Raw genomic sequence first — 15,272 nt, 5'->3', positions numbered from 1 at the left:
GGCGGTAAGCTTCGACGCTCTGTAGCGCCTGACCGCCACCATGCTTCTGCCGGAAACCCTCGCCGCGCCTTTCGTCGGCCTCGTCCTCGTCGTGCTGTTCGTCGCCTTCGTGCGCGAATGGCTCAAGCCCGACGTCGCGGCGATGGCGGCTGTCGCCGTCCTGCTGGCCAGCGGCGTGCTAAGCGCACGCGACGTGGTCGGCGTGTTCGGCAACAGCGCGCCGATCACCATCGCCTGCCTGTTCATCATCAGCGGAGCCCTGTCGCGCACCGGTTGCGTCGACACGCTGGGCGAATGGCTGTCCGCGGCCGCTGGCGGCAGCGAACGCAAGCTGTTGTTCGCACTGATCGCCGCCAGCCTGCTCGTCTCGCCTTTCATCAACAACACCCCGGTGGTGATGGTGATGATCCCGGCGGTGATCGCGGTCGCCAGTCGCAGCGGCCTTGCGCCCTCGCGCCTGCTGATCCCGCTTTCCTACGCCACCATCATGGGCGGCCTGGTGACCCTGGTCGGCACCTCGACCAACATCCTGGTCGACGGCGTCGCCCGCACCCAGGGACTGGCGCCCTTCACGATGTTCGAGATCAGCCTGCCCGCCATGCTGATGGCCCTGGTCGGCAGCACCTTCATGCTGATCTTCGCGCCACGCCTGCTGCCGGTGCGCGAGACCCTGACCCAGCAGTTCACCGGCAGCGGCGACCGCTGGTTCATGACCGAGCTGTTCGTGCCCGAAGGCTCGCACCTGGCCGGCAAGTCGCTGCGCGAGGCGCGCCTGAGCAATGGCACCATTCAGGTGCTGAACCTGGTGCGCGGCGAAACCGAGCGTCACTCTCCCGACCCGGCAACCCGGATCGAGGTCGGCGACCGCATCGTCGTGCGCAGCCGCAGCAACGCCATGATGGAGCTGCGCAGCACCGACCTCGTCGGCCTGCAGGCCCAACCCGGTGCCGATCCGCACGAACTCGAGACCCTGCGCCGGCGCGACGTCGTCATGGTGGAGGCGATCGTCGGCCAGACCTCGCGCTACATCCAGCGCCCGATCTGCGACCTCGACCTGCTCGCACGCTACGGCATCCACCTGATCGCAGTGCATCGCCGCGACGCCTCCTTCTCGCAGATCGGCGACGATTTCCAGCTGTCGGGTGGCGACGTGCTGCTGGTCGAAGGCACGCCGGCGCAGATCAAGCGCTTTTGCGACAACGGCGACCTGTTCGCCATCACCGAGGGGCGACAACTCGCCAGCCGACGCCACAAGGCACCGCTTGCGCTCGGCACCATCGCCGGCGTGATGCTGCTCGCCACCCTGAATGTGATGCCGATCGAAGGACTGGCGCTGATCGGCGCCGTCGCCGTCATCGTCACCGGTTGCATCACCAGCGATGAAGCTTACAAGTCCATCGAATGGCCGATCCTGACGCTGATCTTCGCGATGCTCGCGATCAGCGTCGGCATGCGCAATTCGGGGCTGGACACCCTGCTCGCCGGCCAGCTCGCCAGCCTGGGCGACGGCCTGTCGCCGTGGATGATGCTGTCGCTGGTGATCCTGATCACCTCGCTCGCCACCGAGGCCCTCAGCAACAACGCAATCGCCGTGCTATTCACGCCGGTCGTGATCGGCCTCGCCCAGCACATGGGGGTCGATCCGCGCCCCTTCGTCGTCGGCGTCATGTTCGCAGCCAGCTGCAGCTTCGCCACGCCGATCGGCTACCAGACCAATACGCTGGTCTACAGCGCAGGCAACTATCGATTCAGCGACTTCGCCCGCCTGGGCGTCCCGATGAACCTCATCACCTGGCTGCTGTGCAGCGTGCTGATTCCGCTGTTCTGGCCCTTCCACCCCTGAGGCCGGCAGGCGACAACGCGGCGTCGGAAAAACAAGACGGGGGCACGCATGCCCCCGCCTTCATCTGACAAGCGTCGTGCAAGGCGCCAGCCAGAGCCGGCGCCCGCCTGCGATCAGCCCTTCAGCACCGACTTGATCTGCTCCAGCGTGCTCGGATCGTCGATCGTGGTCAGGTCGCCGGCATCGCGGCCTTCGGCCAGCGCCTGGATGGAACGGCGCAGCATCTTGCCCGAACGCGTCTTGGGCAGGCCGTTGATGAAATGGACGCGGGCCGGGCGGGCGATCGCCCCCAGGCTTTCGTCGACCTTCTTCATCACTTCCTTCTCGAGCGCGGCACGCTTCTCGGGCGTGTCGACGTCGGTGGCGTTCTTCACCACCGCGAAGGCCATCGGCATCTGACCCTTCAGCTCGTCGTGCACGCCGACCACCGCCACTTCGGCGATCGCCGGATGGGTCTGCACCGCTTCCTCGATCTCGCGCGTGCCGAGACGGTGACCGGCGACGTTGATGACGTCATCCATGCGGCCGAGGATGGTGTGGTAACCCTTCTCGTCCTTGATACCCCAGTCGGACGAGGAATACACCACCGGGTCGGTGAACAGGCTGAAGTAGGTACTGACGAAGCGCTCGTCCTGCCCCCACACGGTCGACAGGCAACCCGGCGGCAGCGGCGGCACGATGCCGACGATGCCCTTCTCGTTGGCGCCGCACTCGGTGCCATCCTCGCGGAAGATGCGCAGGTCGTAACCGTAGACCGGGAAAGCAGGCGAGCCGAGCTTGATCGGGCTGTCCTCGACGCCACGGCAGATGGCAAGCATCGGCCAGCCGGTCTCGGTCTGCCAGTAGTTGTCGATGACCGGGATACCGAGCTCGCTCATGATCCACTGGTGCGAAGTCTCGTCGAGCGGCTCGCCAGCCAGGAACAGGTGCTTGAGCGAGGACAGGTCGTACTTCTTGAGGAAGGCGGGGTCCTGCTTCTTCAGCACGCGCACCGCGGTCGGCGCCGAGAACATCACGCTGACCTTGTACTTCTCGACGATCTGCCACCAGATGCCGGCATCCGGGCGCAGTGGCGTGCCTTCGTACATGATCGTGGCCATGCCGGCGATCAGCGGGCCGTAGATGATGTAGCTGTGACCGACGACCCAGCCGATATCCGAGGTCGAGAACATGGTCTCGCCTTCGCCACCGGTGAAGATGTGTTTCATCGACGCAGCCAGAGCCACGGTGTAGCCGCCGGTGTCGCGCTGCACGCCCTTGGGCTTGCCGGTGGTGCCGGACGTGTAGAGGATGTAGCTCGGCTCGGACGACTCCAGCCACTCGACCGGCACCTTCGCGTCCATGTGCTTGGCGCGCAGCTCGGCGTAATCGACATCGCGGCCTTCGACGCGCGGGAAGCCCTTGTCCAGACCGCGGTCGACGATCAGCACCTTGGCGGGCGGAAACTCGGCCAGCTTGCAGGCTTCGTCCACGAGGTGCTTGTACGGCACCGGCTTGCCGTTGCGCATGCCCGCGTCGGAGCTGACCATCAGCACGGGCTTGGCGTCATCGATGCGCGTGGCGAGCGAGCCGGCGGCAAAACCGCCGAACACCACCGAGTGGATGGCGCCGATGCGCGCGCAGGCCAGCATCGCGAATGCGGCCTCGGCAATCATCGGCATGTAGATCAGCACGCGGTCGCCGCGCTTGACCCCGAGATCCTTGTAGATTGCCGCCATGCGCTCGACTTCGCGCTGCAGTTCGGCAAAGGAATAGACCTTCTCCTCGTTGGTCTCGGTGGAGATGTACACCAGCGCGCGGTCGTTGGGGCGCGTGGCGGCGTGGCGGTCAACTGCATTGAAGCAGAGGTTGGTCTCACCGCCCTTGAACCACTTCACGAAAGGCGGCTTCGAGAAGTCGCAGATCTGGTCGGCGGGCTTGTTCCAGTGCACGAGCTGCGCCTGCTCGGCCCAGAATCCGTCACGATCCTCGATCGAGCGGCGGTGAAACTGCTGGTAATCGGTCATTGCTTCCTCTCCCTATTCGATTCCCTGTCTTGCAAATGACGTGCCGCCCGCAACGCCGCGCCGGGAAAGCGCCTGCGCCACGTGCAGCCACTTCGACTCAGATGGTGGTCTGTGTGCCGTCCATCTCGTCACTGCCGGTTTCCGGCTTATATTGGTATTGTTCGAGTTGCTCCAGCGGCAACCCGCAGTGAAGGCGTGATTCTATCAACTCGAGCAGCGGCATCAGCGTACCGACGATATCGGGCAACCGCGCCTCCACCTCCTTCGAGGTACCGGCGCGCAGGTGGCGCAGGGCGGCATCGATGCTGCACAGCCGCGTCGTGCTGCCCGACAGCGTTGCCTGATCGACCAAGCCGCGGTCAGACACGACGCAGTTGCCGCCTTGACGCTGCCCCTGCTGCACCCGTGCGCGCGCAGCGGCGAGCATTTCGCTGACCTTGCCCTTGCCGTCGACTGCGGAGTTGGCCACCCCGATGGTGACCGTGACGCGGATACGCTCCTCGCGGTAGGCCATGACCAGCTTTTCCAGGCTGGCGCGCAGGCGCAACGCGAACGCGCAACTCGACGTCATGTCGATGCCTGGCGACAGCAGCGCGAACTGCGACGGCGAATGCTTGGACAGGCTGTCTTCGGCGCGGATGCGCCCGGTAACGATCTTCGAGATCTTGCGACCGATCAGCTCGACCACATGCAGGCCATAACGCTCGACCAGCTTGTCGAACTGATCCAGTTCGATGACGAGCGCGGCGATCTCGGTCTCGCGGCGGCGCGATTCGGCCATCGCCTGTTCGCCGTGATGCTCGAGGTAGCCGCCTGTCACGAGCCCCGTCTCGGGGTCCTGCGGACTCTGCCGCGCAAGCGCCGCACGGCTCTCCTCGAGCTCGTTCTGCGTCTTGGCCAGACGAACCAGGGAATCCAGCGTCGCCAGAAGCTCGACGGTGCCTACCCCCTTGGGGATGAAGCCGTTGGCCCCCAGCTTCAGGGCCCGCTCCCGCGCGTTCTCGTCCTCGTCGCCCGAGATGATGACGACAGGCAGGTTGCGCACCCGTGCCACCTTGGAGCCGCGGATGCGCTCCAGCAGTCCGAAACCGTCCAGCCGCGGCATGCCGATGTCCGTAACCACGAGATCGATCGCCGGATCGACCAGCAGCGCCTCCCAACCGGCCTCGCCGTCCGGCTCCTCGCGGGCGTCGAAGCGCCCCCGGATATGCTTGATGATCGATGCGCGCACCATGCGCGAGTCGTCCACGACGAGCACGCGGGCCATCTTGTCGTCTGCAGTCGTCACCGGCCACATCTCCCGAGCACCTCAGGCACCAATCCGCACGACCGTACGGCCCTTGATGCGTCCCTGGATGAAATCATCGAAAGCGCCCGGCAGTGCATCGAAATCGATCGTGCGCGTGACCTTCGCGAGGTGGCGCGGCTTGAGGTCGGTGGCCAGACGGTCCCACACGCGCTGACGGGTGGGGAAACCCATGTAGCCCGAGTCGATGCCGAGCAGGCTGACCCCCCGCAGAATGAAGGGGAACACCGTGGTGTTGATGTTGAAGCTCGCAGCGTTGCCAATGCTCGCGACCGTGCCGGCCTGCTGCATCGTCGCCAGTACCCAGTGCAGGATCTGGCCGCCGACGTTGTCGACCGCCCCCGCCCACTGCGCGGCCTCGAGCGGGCGCACCTTGTCGAAGTCGATCTCCGAGCGCAGCTTGACCTCGGCTGCGCCCAGCTCGCGCAGATAGTCGCCTTCGGACGCCTTCCCGGTCAGGGCGACCACGTGGTAGCCAAGCTGCGCCAGCATGTCGATGGCCAAGCCGCCCACGCCGCCCGTCGCGCCGGTGACGATTACCGGCCCGTTGGCGGGCGCGAGGCCGTTGTCCTCCATCCGCACCACGCCCAGCGCGGCGGTAAAGCCCGCCGTGCCCAACGCCATCGCCTCGAACAGATCCAGCCCCGCGGGCAGCGGCACCACCCAGCCAGCGGGCACGCGCGCGTACTCGGCATAACCGCCATGATGCGCAACGCCAATGTCGAAGCTGGTCGCGATGACCTTGTCGCCCACCCTGAAGCGCGCATCCGTGCTGTCGACCACCTCGCCCGACAGGTCGATGCCACCCACGCACGGGAAGCGCCGGATGATCTTGCCCGCCCCTGTCGCAGCCAGCGCATCCTTGTAGTTGATGCTCGAGTAGTGCACGCGGATCGTGACCTCGCCGTCGTCCAGTTGCTCAGGGGCAAGGGTCGCCATGCGGCTGACGACCTTCCTGTTCTCGTCCTGGTCGATCAGGTAGGCCTTGAACGGACTCATGCAGGCAATCTCCTCGTGGCGTGACGTATTCATTCGCTTGTACTGCGATTCAGCGTGATTATAGCCATATACCCGACGCGCCCCGTCGTGTCGCTTCGGGGTCGCTTCAGTTCGCGCGCATTTGGACGATAATCGTCGCAGCCCTCCCACTCAGGTCGCTGAACATGAGCCAGCTGGTATCGCCCCTGCCGACCGTCGGCGACTATGTCGCCTACTTCTCGCATCAGCCGCTGCCGGTGCTGCGACGGACCGTCCGCGAACTCGACGCACTGCGCGCCGACATGGACCGGGTGGGGGGTCGCCAGATCGCGGCCGTCGTGCTCAGCGACCCTCTGATGACGATGCGGCTGCTGACCTACCTCGAAACCCATCGCCGCCAGTCGCAGAACCACGACATCACGACGATCGAGCGCGCCGTGATGATGCTGGGCGTGGAGCCGTTCTTCCGCCTGTTCGATCAGCTCCCCACCGTGGAGGAGGCGCTGAAGGCTTCGCCGCAAGCGCTGGTGAAGGTGCTGCGTGTCATCGCGCGCGCCCGGCGCGCCGCCGACCTTGCGCGTGAGTTCGCGATCGCCCGTCACGATCTCGATGTCCAGGAGATCACCGTCGCCGCCGCCCTGCACGAGGCGACCGAGATCGTGTGCTGGGTCTTCGCGCCTGCGCTCACCGAGCGGGTCTATGCGCTGCAGCTCGCGGACCGCACGCTGCGTTCGGCGGATGCGCAGCGCCGCGTGTTCGGCGTCACCGCCGCCGAGATCCAGCTCGAACTCATTCGCGCCTGGCGCCTGCCCGCGCTGCTGGTGCAGCTGCTCGACCCCTCGCTCAAGGACGACCCGCGCGTGCGCACCGTCATGCTCGCCACGCGCACGGCCCGGCATCTCGCCCGCGGCTGGGACGATGCCGGCCTGCCCGACGACCTTGCCGACCTTGAAGCATTGGTGCGCCTGCCGCGCGAGAGCCTGCTCGCGCGGCTCGGCGCCCCCGAGGAAGCGCGCGCGCGGCTGCTGGCGCCCCCCGAGCCCGACTGAAGCGATCCCGCATGCGCGCCAGCGTGCGCCATGCAACAGTCGCCGAGCGTGAGCCCGTGTAACATGCCACGGTCAAATCCGGAGCGCATTCGATGAGCATCACCGCTGCAATCATCCTGGGCCTGATCGTCGTGGCCCTGGCCTATGGCGTGCTGGTCTACAACGGCCTCGTGAGCCTGAAGCACAATGTCGCCAAGGCCTGGGCCAACATCGACGTGCTGCTCAAGCAACGCCACGACGAGTTGCCCAAGCTGGTCGAGGTCTGCCGCCAGTACAAGCAGTTCGAAGAAGCGACGCTGACCCGGGTCACCGAGGCGCGCGCCCGCGTCGCCCAGGCACGCGAGGCACACGACGTGCCCGCGCTGGGTGCGGCCGAGGGGCTGCTGCGCGCCGGGCTGGGGCAGATCTTCGCGGTTGCCGAAGCCTATCCGGAGCTGAAGGCGAACGAGCACTTCATGCAACTGCAGACGCGGATCACCGCACTCGAAAACGGCATCGCCGACCGGCGCGAGTGGTACAACGAGGCGGTCAATGTGCACAACGTGCGCATCGACCAGTTCCCCGACCTCATCGTCGCGCGCATGTTCGGGTTCGATGAGCAGGCCCTGCTGCAGTTCGCAATGGCCGAGAAGGCCGACGTGGACCTGAAGGCCCTCTTCAACGCCTGATCGACGCCATCGTCAGGGCCCCACACGCATGCTGGTTCGCCTCAGGCAGCGGCGGCTTGAAACCGCCCTGCCCTTGGTCCAGTTCGCTGCAATTGCGGTCGCAATCCATGCCGACACCGGATGGGGCAGCGTCGCGGCGCTGGCCGTTCTGCTGGCAACGGGCTTCTTCGGCTGGATGCGCTCCATCCGCCACGCCCGCCTGATCCACGATACACCCTCCTCGCGCATTGCCTCTGCCGCGCAGGGCTACGTTGAGTTGCGCGGCCGTGCGCGCGCGCTGGGCGGCACGCCACTGCTGTCGCCGGTGAACGGCCTGCCGGTACTGTGGTATCGCGTCGTGACCGAGCGCAAGCGCAGCGACGGCAAGTGGTATCGCGTCTCCACCGCCGAGAGCGACACCTCCTTCCTGCTGGAGGATGGCAGCGGCAGTTGCGCCGTCGACCCCGAAGGCGCGGAGATGATGGTGGGGCGTTGCGACGTTACCACCCGCGGTAACACCCGCTACACCCAGCACGCCCTGATCGGCAACGACACGGTCTACGTGCTCGGCGACTTCGCCACCCTCGGCAGCATCGACCCGGACTTCAACGTTCGCGAGCAGGTGCGCGAACTGCTGGCAAGCTGGAAGAAGGACCACCCCCGCCTGCTCGAACGCTTCGATCTCGACGGCAATGGCGAACTTGACCTGCAGGAGTGGGAACTCGCCCGCCAGCAGGCGAGGCGCGAAGTCGAGCGTCGGCGCGACGAGGCGATGGCTGCGCCCGAAGCCCATATCGTTCGCCAGCCGACCGACGGCCGCCTCTACCTGATCTCGGATTTCGACCCCGAGCGCATCGCCCGCCGCTATCGCTGGCTCGCACTCTTCCACGTCGTGCTGTTTCTCGCGGCCATCGCTGGCCTGGCGTGGTTCAGCCAGGTGGGGATCATCTGATCCGGCTCAGGACGCTGCGGCGCGCGCTTCCAGTTCTTCCCAGCGCAGCATGGCCGCCTCGATCTCGGCCTCCACCGCCTCCAGACGCGCCTTGACCTGAGCAACCTCTTGCGGCGCCTGCTGGTAGAGGGCGGGATCAGCCATGCGTGCATGCAACGCGCCCTGCTCTTCCTCCAGCGCGGCAATGCGGTCCGGCAGGGCCTCGAGCTCGCGCTTGTCGTTGAAGGACATCTTCGCAGGGCGAACCGCCTTCGCCTCGACGGAGCGCGGCTTGTCGGCCGGTGCCGGGCTGCGCCGGGCGCTCTCCCGCGCCGCGGCCTCCTCGGCCCGCGCAGCCTGCACACGCTGCCAGTCGCCATAGCCGCCGGCATATTCGCCCCAGACGCCGTCACCCTCCGCGGCGATCACCTGGGTAACGACGTTGTCGAGGAAGGCGCGGTCATGGCTGACGAGGAACAGCGTGCCGTCGTAGCCCGCCAGCAGTTCCTCGAGCAGATCCAGGGTCTCGATGTCGAGGTCGTTGGTGGGCTCGTCCAGCACCATCACGTTGGCCGGCCGCGCGAACAGCCGCGCCAAGAGGAGGCGGTTGCGCTCGCCGCCGGAGAGCGACTTGACGGGCGAGCGCGCACGCTGCGGCGCGAACAGGAAGTCGCCGAGGTAACCGATGACGTGCTTCTTCTCGCCGCCGATCTCGACGAAGTCCGAGCCCGGGCTGATGACTTCGGTCAGCGGCAACTCCGGATCGAGCTGGGCGCGAAGCTGGTCGAAATAGGCCACGCTCTGGCGCGTGCCGCGCCGCACCGAGCCTTCGTCGGGCTCGATCTCGCCCAGGATGAGCTTGAGCAGCGTGGTCTTGCCCGCGCCATTGGGGCCGATGAAGCCGATGCGGTCGCCACGCAGGATGCGGGTGGAGAAGTCCCGCACGACCGTGCGATCACCATAGCGCTTGGTGACGTGAGTCAGCTCGGCCACCATCTGGCCGCTCTTCTCGCCGCGGTCGACCGCGAGGCTGACATTGCCAAGCCGGTCGCGGCGCGCTGCCCGCTCGCGGCGCAGGGCCTCGAGCCGGCGCACCCGCCCCTCGTTACGGGTGCGGCGAGCCTCCACGCCCTTGCGGATCCACACCTCCTCCTGCGCGAGAAACTTGTCGAAGCGTGCCGACGCCTTCTCCTCGGCCTCGAGTTCCTCCGCCTTGCGCCGCTGGTAGTCCGAGAAACGCCCCGGATAGCTGGCGAGATGGCCGCGATCGAGCTCGATGATGCGGGTGGCGACGTTGTCGAGAAACACGCGGTCGTGGGTGATGACGATGACTGCCCCGCGAAACTCGCGGATCAGGCTCTCGAGCCACAGGATGCCGTCCAGGTCGAGGTGGTTGGTGGGTTCGTCGAGCAGCAGCAGGTCGGGTTCGGCCACCAGCGCACGCGCAAGGGCCACGCGTTTGATGCCCCCGCCCGACAGGCTCGAAACCTTTGCGGCAGGATCGAGTCCGAGCCGGGCCAGCATCTGCTCGACGCGCTGATTCAGGCGCCAGCCTTCGGCCGCCTCGACCGCGTGCTGCAGCGCATCGAGCCGGGCCATGGCCTCGGGGCTGGCCTGTTCCGCCACCGCCAGCATCGCGGCATGGTAGTCGACCAGCAACTGCGCGGCAGCACCCAGGCCGTCAGCCACCGTGCCGAAGACATCGCGCTCGAGATCGAAGTCCGGCTCTTGCGGTACGTACGCGGTCACCATGCCCGACTGGCGCCAGATCGTGCCATCATCGAGCGCCGCCTGCCCCGCAAGCGCGCGCAGCAGGCTGGACTTGCCCGAGCCGTTGCGCCCGATCAGGGCGACACGCTCGCCCGGTTCGAGCTGAAACCCCACGTGGTCCAGCAGATCGACGTGCCCGAAGGCGAGACAGGCGTTATCAACGGACAGCAGGGGCATGGGAAGAATGTGGCCAGGTCGGCCGGTGATGATTGAAACCGAATTTTAGCCGCCCACTGCCAATCGGGGCGGATTACCCGATAATGCACCGCACAATTGTCGTCATGTCGGCGATCAGCAACCTGTAGGAGCCGATGATCGATGGAAAGCACGCTTCAGCGCTTTGCGCATGCCGATGAAGACCCGGTCGCCCTGTGGGCAGCCCTCGTCAATCGCCTGCGTCCACGCCGCGCCAGCCAGATCGACAAGGCCACCGAGAACCTGCGCACCCTCACGCACATCCTCGCGCGCCGCACCGATCTGCTCGCCGACGTGCGCGCATCCTTCCTGCGCCTGTTCGCCGAACGCAAGCAGGTGTCGCTCTACGTATCGTCGGGGCTTCTGCCTTCGACCGGATTCTTCTCCGAAACCTCCAGCCGCATCTCGCGCCGCCTGCTGCCCGACGTGCTCGACACCAGCTACCTGCGCGATGTGGTGTCGGCCGTGTTTCACCGCGCCGACGACGAGGTCTGGGTCAATGGCATCGCCGACGAGGTGTGGCTGGACTTCCTCGCCACGCTGGTCGGCGAGGAAATGCCCATGGCCGAAATCGACGCCGGCCCCCTGCCGCCTGCCCTGGCGGAGATCCTCGAAGCCTTGCGCGTGCTCTCCTACCACGTGTCGGCGATCGGGCTGGATCCCGAACTGGTGCGGATCGACCCCAACCTCGAGGAATACGAGTCGCCCTTCCTTGCGCAGAACGCCGAGCTCCTGACCTATATCGAGCACTACAGCGCCTGGTGGACCACCCCCGGTGCGCTGGTGACGGACGACGCCCATCTGACCGTGATGCTCGGCCAGTGCGACGAAGTGCTGCAGCGGGTGCGAAAGCGCGCGACCAAGATCGGCACCAGTCTCACCCTCACCTTCAAGCTCGAGCGCCTGCGCCAGCACCTGGACCGCATCGACGAACTGGTGTCGATGCTGAAGGAGTTGCGGGAACGCCGTGTCGTGCAGGACCTCGCACCGCGCATCGTTCGCCTGTTCAAGACCCTGGTACGCGCGGAATGCCGCAAGAACCATCTGACCGACTACTGGGGCAAGAACGTCGAGATCCTGTCCTTGCGCATGACGGAAAGCGCGAGCAAGACCGGTGAGAAGTACATCACCAGCACGCGCAGCGAATACTTCGGCATCCTCGGCTCAGCCATGCTGGGCGGACTCATCATCGCCTTCATGGCGGGCATTAAGGTCGTGCTGGGCAACCAGGGCCTGGCACCGCTGAACGAGATGCTGGCTTTCTGCCTCAACTATGGCCTCGGCTTCGTACTGATCCACATGCTGGGCGGCACGGTCGCTACCAAACAGCCTGCGATGACGGCGAACGCGATCGCCGCCTCGATCGGCGAGGCGCGCGGCCACTCCCGCGACCTTGAAGCGCTGGCCGATCTCATCGCCCGCACGGTGCGCAGCCAGCTTGCAGCCATCCTCGGCAACATCGGCGTCGCGATCCCCATGGCCATCCTGATCGGTCTGGCGATCCAGAGCACCACCGGAGCCCATTTCGTCACGCCGGAAAAGGCGCATCACCTGCTCGGCGAGGTCGACCCGCGCAGTGGGGCGCTGTTCTTCGCCGCAGTGGCGGGCGTGTGCCTGTTCCTGTCCGGGCTGATCGCCGGCTACTACGACAATCTGTCGGCCTACAACCGCATCCCCGAGCGCCTGCTGCAGTTGCGCTGGCCGCGCCGCTTGCTGGGCGAAGCGCGCATGCGGCGCATCGCGACCTATGTCGAGAACAATCTCGGTGCGCTCGCCGGTAACTTCTTCTTCGGCTTCCTGCTCGGCGGTGCCACCGCGCTGGGCGTGCTGTTCGGCCTGCCGCTGGACATCCGCCACATCGCCTTCTCGTCCGCCTATGTGGGTTACGCGGCGACCGCGCTCGATTTCTCGCTGCCGTGGCAGGCGGCGACGCTTGCGCTTGGCGGCGTGCTGCTGATCGGCCTGGTCAACCTCGCGGTCAGCTTTTCGCTGACGCTGTCGGTGGCGATGCGCGCGCGTCGCATCAGCTTTGCCCAAGGTCAGAATCTGGGCCGCCTGCTGCTGCAGCGCCTGCTGCGCCGACCGCAGGACTTCCTGCTGCCTCCGCTGCGCAACCCGGCGCCTGCTGCACCACACACCGAGACCGGCAGGGAGGCGCCGCTCACCGAAACCCGCGCCGCACTCAACGCCAGCCCCAAGCCGGCCCCCAGCACAGCACCGGGCACCACCCCGCCTATTGGTGAGCCGCCGCCGAACAGCTAGAATGCGCGGCCTGCAGTCTCGTCATAGTTCAATGGATAGAACGGGCGCCTCCTAAGCGCCAGATCCAGGTTCGATTCCTGGTGACGGGACCACCACAAAGCATCAAGCAGCATCGCCTCACACCAGAAACCCGCATCGTTACTGGCCTTTCGGGTTTTTTGTTGTCTCAATCAGCCCCAAGTGGCACCATGTCAATACCGTCACAGCGACGGTATTTTCGACGGTACACACAGCAGCAGTTCGATACCGTCACAAAAAATACCGTCAGCCGGAGATCGACATGCCGCTGACCGACACTGCAATCCGCCAAGCCAAGCCCGCCGACAAGCCCATCAAGATGACCGATGGCGACGGGCTCTTCCTGCTGCTGCAGCCCACAGGCTCCAAGCTCTGGCGGTACGACTACCGCTTCGCTGGCAAGCGGAAGACACTAGCGATCGGCGCTTATCCAGCCGTCAGCCTTGCTGCAGCACGGAAGGCGCTGGCGGCCGCGCGCGAGCAACTTGCCTCGGGCGTAGATCCGGCAGCTACCAAGAAGGACGCAAAGCGCGCCGCCCGGCTCGCCGCCGAGAACTCATTCGAGGCCGTTGCCCGATCCTGGTGGGCCTCGTGGAAGACGAGCCGCACCGAGGGCACAGCGCACGCCGCCATCCGGGCGCTTGAGAACCACGTTTTCCCGCACATCGGAAGCACGCCGATCACCTCCGTGCAGCCGGTCGACGTGCTTGAGCTGCTGCGCAAGATCGAGGCGAAGGGCGCAACCGACATGCTCAAACGAGTCCGCGCGCGGATCGGCGAGATCTACATCCACGCGATTGCGAACGGGCTCGCAAAGAGCAATCCGGCCGAGGGCCTTCACAAGGCAGTGAAGCCGCATCAAGGCGAACACAGGCCAGCACTGCGCGCAAGTGAGCTGCGCGAGTTCTTCATCCGCCTGGACGCGGTACGCATCTCGAAGCCGATCAAGCTCGCGATTCAGCTCCTGACGCTGACCTTCGTTCGCCCTGGTGAACTGCGGTGTGCGCAGTGGCATGAATTCGACCTCGAAGCCGGAACCTGGACGGTCCCCGCCGAGCGTGATCGTAGCCGCGGGCTGACCGGCATGAAGATGCGCGAGGAACACGTCGTGCCGCTTTCCTGCCAAGCGGTGGCAGCACTAAGGGAGCTGCAAGACCACACAGCCGGAAGCGACCTGCTCTTTCCGAACCGCAACGGCCAAGGCCGGCCGATCAGCGAGAACACGATCAACAGCGCCTTGCGTGCGATGGGCTATCAGGCCGGTCAGGTGACCGGGCACGGCTTCCGAGCCACAGCAACCGGCGCGCTCCTAGAGTTGGGCTATCGACCTGACGTGATCGACCGCCAGCTCGCCCACCGCGAGCGGAAACAAGTATTCGCGGCCTACAGCCACCATGCGCAGTTCATGGCCGAGCGCCGCGCGATGATGCAGGCGTGGGCGGACCACCTAGACGCGCTGCAGACAGGCGCGAAGATCATCCCGTTCCGCAACGGTGCGAACGGTTAGGACGGTTGAGATTTGCCGCGCCTACTCCGACGTTAGGAAAACCGGGGTCCCTTGCCCGGCAGGTGCGGCACCAGCTTTCAAGGGCAAGCGCAAAGGGAAGCATGATGTTCTCACCAGAGCATGCAATTTGGAGGTTTGCCTATGTGGCTGACAGGCTTGACGACTGGCTTCTGTATGCCGAAGAGTTGGTACAAAAGTGGTCAATTCAGGACAAGAATGAAATAGAGCTTCAAAAGGACTTTGATCTGGTAATTGCCTCGCTCTTACTGAAAGATGGCTTGTTGCCCGCGTCGGCAAACGCGGCTTTTGCTGACGCCGTGCTTTCGGAAATTGCGAAGGCGGCTGCCAATGAAGCCATAGTCAAACGCCTGTGCAATCCAGAAAAGCCCGGCCGAAAGAAGATCAGCAAGCAGGAAGCCTTCCACAGATCATGGGCGGTAACTCAGCGCATTCGGGAAGGCATGACCGCCAGCGCGGCTTACAAGGAGGTGGCTGAAAAGTACTGCAAGGCTCCCGATACCATCCGGCGAGAGTACGAGCGAGCACAAAAGGAAAGAAATAAACGAAAGGTGGCCGGGGAAAACACCGGGTAATTTCCCCGTAGGCACCCCGATAGCCGTTCTTCAAAGTTCGTCCCAAGCCGCACCAAATAGGGACGAACCATGAACACCAGCACATCCGCAGCCGCGCTGAAAACACACGGCGCCAGTATCAAGGGCTCTATGCCGTTTCCAGTGGAAATTGACTTCTCAACAAACAT

At 65.6% G+C, this 15,272-nt stretch carries 11 protein-coding genes and 1 tRNA gene; 8 read left to right on the top strand and 4 right to left on the bottom strand.

Annotation, left to right across the window (positions count from 1 at the left end; translation table 11 throughout):
• The first annotated feature begins 40 nt into the window (after nt 1-40).
• A complete protein-coding gene (locus CGK74_RS00060; RefSeq protein ID WP_094266298.1) occupies nt 41-1,843 on the top strand; it encodes an SLC13 family permease in 1,803 nt (600 codons plus the stop codon).
• A 113-nt stretch (nt 1,844-1,956) separates the two neighbouring features.
• Here CGK74_RS00060 and CGK74_RS00055 read toward each other — a convergent pair whose 3' ends face one another.
• From CGK74_RS00055 to CGK74_RS00045, 3 genes are all read right to left on the bottom strand, one after another.
• Nucleotides 1,957-3,849 carry a propionate--CoA ligase gene (locus tag CGK74_RS00055; protein WP_094266296.1) on the bottom strand — a complete coding sequence of 631 codons (1,893 nt, stop codon included), beginning with the start codon at nt 3,847-3,849 and terminating at the stop codon, nt 1,957-1,959.
• A gap of 97 nt (nt 3,850-3,946) precedes the next feature.
• On the bottom strand, nt 3,947-5,146 hold the full coding sequence (locus CGK74_RS00050; RefSeq protein ID WP_094266294.1) for a GGDEF domain-containing response regulator: 1,200 nt from the start codon (nt 5,144-5,146) through the stop codon (nt 3,947-3,949).
• Between the two features lie 12 nt (nt 5,147-5,158).
• Nucleotides 5,159-6,154 (bottom strand): oxidoreductase, encoded by a 996-nt coding sequence (locus tag CGK74_RS00045; protein ID WP_094266420.1) that lies wholly within the window; start codon nt 6,152-6,154, stop codon nt 5,159-5,161.
• 164 nt (nt 6,155-6,318) lie between these two features.
• Between CGK74_RS00045 and CGK74_RS00040 the strand changes: the two genes are divergently transcribed.
• The 3 genes from CGK74_RS00040 (at nt 6,319) to CGK74_RS00030 (ending at nt 8,781) form a co-directional block, all read left to right on the top strand.
• A complete protein-coding gene (locus CGK74_RS00040) occupies nt 6,319-7,182 on the top strand; it encodes an HDOD domain-containing protein (RefSeq protein ID WP_094266292.1) in 864 nt (287 codons plus the stop codon).
• A 92-nt stretch (nt 7,183-7,274) separates the two neighbouring features.
• Nucleotides 7,275-7,850 (top strand): LemA family protein, encoded by a 576-nt coding sequence (locus CGK74_RS00035; RefSeq protein ID WP_094266290.1) that lies wholly within the window; start codon nt 7,275-7,277, stop codon nt 7,848-7,850.
• A gap of 28 nt (nt 7,851-7,878) precedes the next feature.
• Nucleotides 7,879-8,781, top strand: coding sequence for a hypothetical protein (locus CGK74_RS00030; RefSeq protein WP_094266288.1), 903 nt, complete (start codon nt 7,879-7,881; stop codon nt 8,779-8,781).
• 6 nt (nt 8,782-8,787) lie between these two features.
• Here CGK74_RS00030 and CGK74_RS00025 read toward each other — a convergent pair whose 3' ends face one another.
• Entirely contained in the window at nt 8,788-10,707 is a 1,920-nt protein-coding gene (locus tag CGK74_RS00025) for an ATP-binding cassette domain-containing protein (protein ID WP_094266286.1), read from the bottom strand.
• Between the two features lie 141 nt (nt 10,708-10,848).
• Here CGK74_RS00025 and CGK74_RS00020 point away from each other — a divergent pair, with 141 nt between their 5' ends.
• The 4 genes from CGK74_RS00020 (at nt 10,849) to CGK74_RS00005 (ending at nt 15,105) form a co-directional block, all read left to right on the top strand.
• Nucleotides 10,849-12,987, top strand: coding sequence for a site-specific recombinase (locus CGK74_RS00020; RefSeq protein WP_094266284.1), 2,139 nt, complete (start codon nt 10,849-10,851; stop codon nt 12,985-12,987).
• Nucleotides 12,988-13,004: 17 nt separating this feature from the next.
• Nucleotides 13,005-13,079 (top strand) — tRNA-Arg (locus tag CGK74_RS00015).
• A 188-nt stretch (nt 13,080-13,267) separates the two neighbouring features.
• Nucleotides 13,268-14,512 carry a tyrosine-type recombinase/integrase gene (locus tag CGK74_RS00010; protein WP_094266282.1) on the top strand — a complete coding sequence of 415 codons (1,245 nt, stop codon included), beginning with the start codon at nt 13,268-13,270 and terminating at the stop codon, nt 14,510-14,512.
• A gap of 101 nt (nt 14,513-14,613) precedes the next feature.
• Nucleotides 14,614-15,105: a hypothetical protein gene (locus CGK74_RS00005; RefSeq protein ID WP_094266280.1), complete on the top strand. Its 492-nt coding sequence runs from the start codon at nt 14,614-14,616 to the stop codon at nt 15,103-15,105.
• Nucleotides 15,106-15,272 lie beyond the last annotated feature (167 nt).

Origin of the sequence: Thauera propionica (assembly GCF_002245655.1) — a bacterium.
In the GTDB taxonomy this organism is placed as follows: Bacteria; Pseudomonadota; Gammaproteobacteria; order Burkholderiales; family Rhodocyclaceae; genus Thauera; species Thauera propionica.
Note: the sequence above shows the minus strand (reverse complement) of the source record. Positions and strands in the feature narration are given on the sequence as shown.

Bases quoted from the DNA above. Each gene is read 5' to 3' on its own strand.
- CGK74_RS00035 (WP_094266290.1), top strand. From the start codon at position 7,275: ATGAGCATCACCGCTGCAATCATCCTGGGCCTGATCGTCGTGGCCCTG.
- CGK74_RS00010 (WP_094266282.1), top strand. From the start codon at position 13,268: ATGCCGCTGACCGACACTGCAATCCGCCAAGCCAAGCCCGCCGACAAG.
- CGK74_RS00020 (WP_094266284.1), top strand. From the start codon at position 10,849: ATGGAAAGCACGCTTCAGCGCTTTGCGCATGCCGATGAAGACCCGGTC.
- CGK74_RS00050 (WP_094266294.1), bottom strand. From the start codon at position 5,146: ATGTGGCCGGTGACGACTGCAGACGACAAGATGGCCCGCGTGCTCGTC.
- CGK74_RS00060 (WP_094266298.1), top strand. From the start codon at position 41: ATGCTTCTGCCGGAAACCCTCGCCGCGCCTTTCGTCGGCCTCGTCCTC.
- CGK74_RS00030 (WP_094266288.1), top strand. From the start codon at position 7,879: ATGCTGGTTCGCCTCAGGCAGCGGCGGCTTGAAACCGCCCTGCCCTTG.
- CGK74_RS00055 (WP_094266296.1), bottom strand. From the start codon at position 3,849: ATGACCGATTACCAGCAGTTTCACCGCCGCTCGATCGAGGATCGTGAC.
- CGK74_RS00025 (WP_094266286.1), bottom strand. From the start codon at position 10,707: ATGCCCCTGCTGTCCGTTGATAACGCCTGTCTCGCCTTCGGGCACGTC.
- CGK74_RS00045 (WP_094266420.1), bottom strand. From the start codon at position 6,154: ATGAGTCCGTTCAAGGCCTACCTGATCGACCAGGACGAGAACAGGAAG.
- CGK74_RS00040 (WP_094266292.1), top strand. From the start codon at position 6,319: ATGAGCCAGCTGGTATCGCCCCTGCCGACCGTCGGCGACTATGTCGCC.
- CGK74_RS00005 (WP_094266280.1), top strand. From the start codon at position 14,614: ATGATGTTCTCACCAGAGCATGCAATTTGGAGGTTTGCCTATGTGGCT.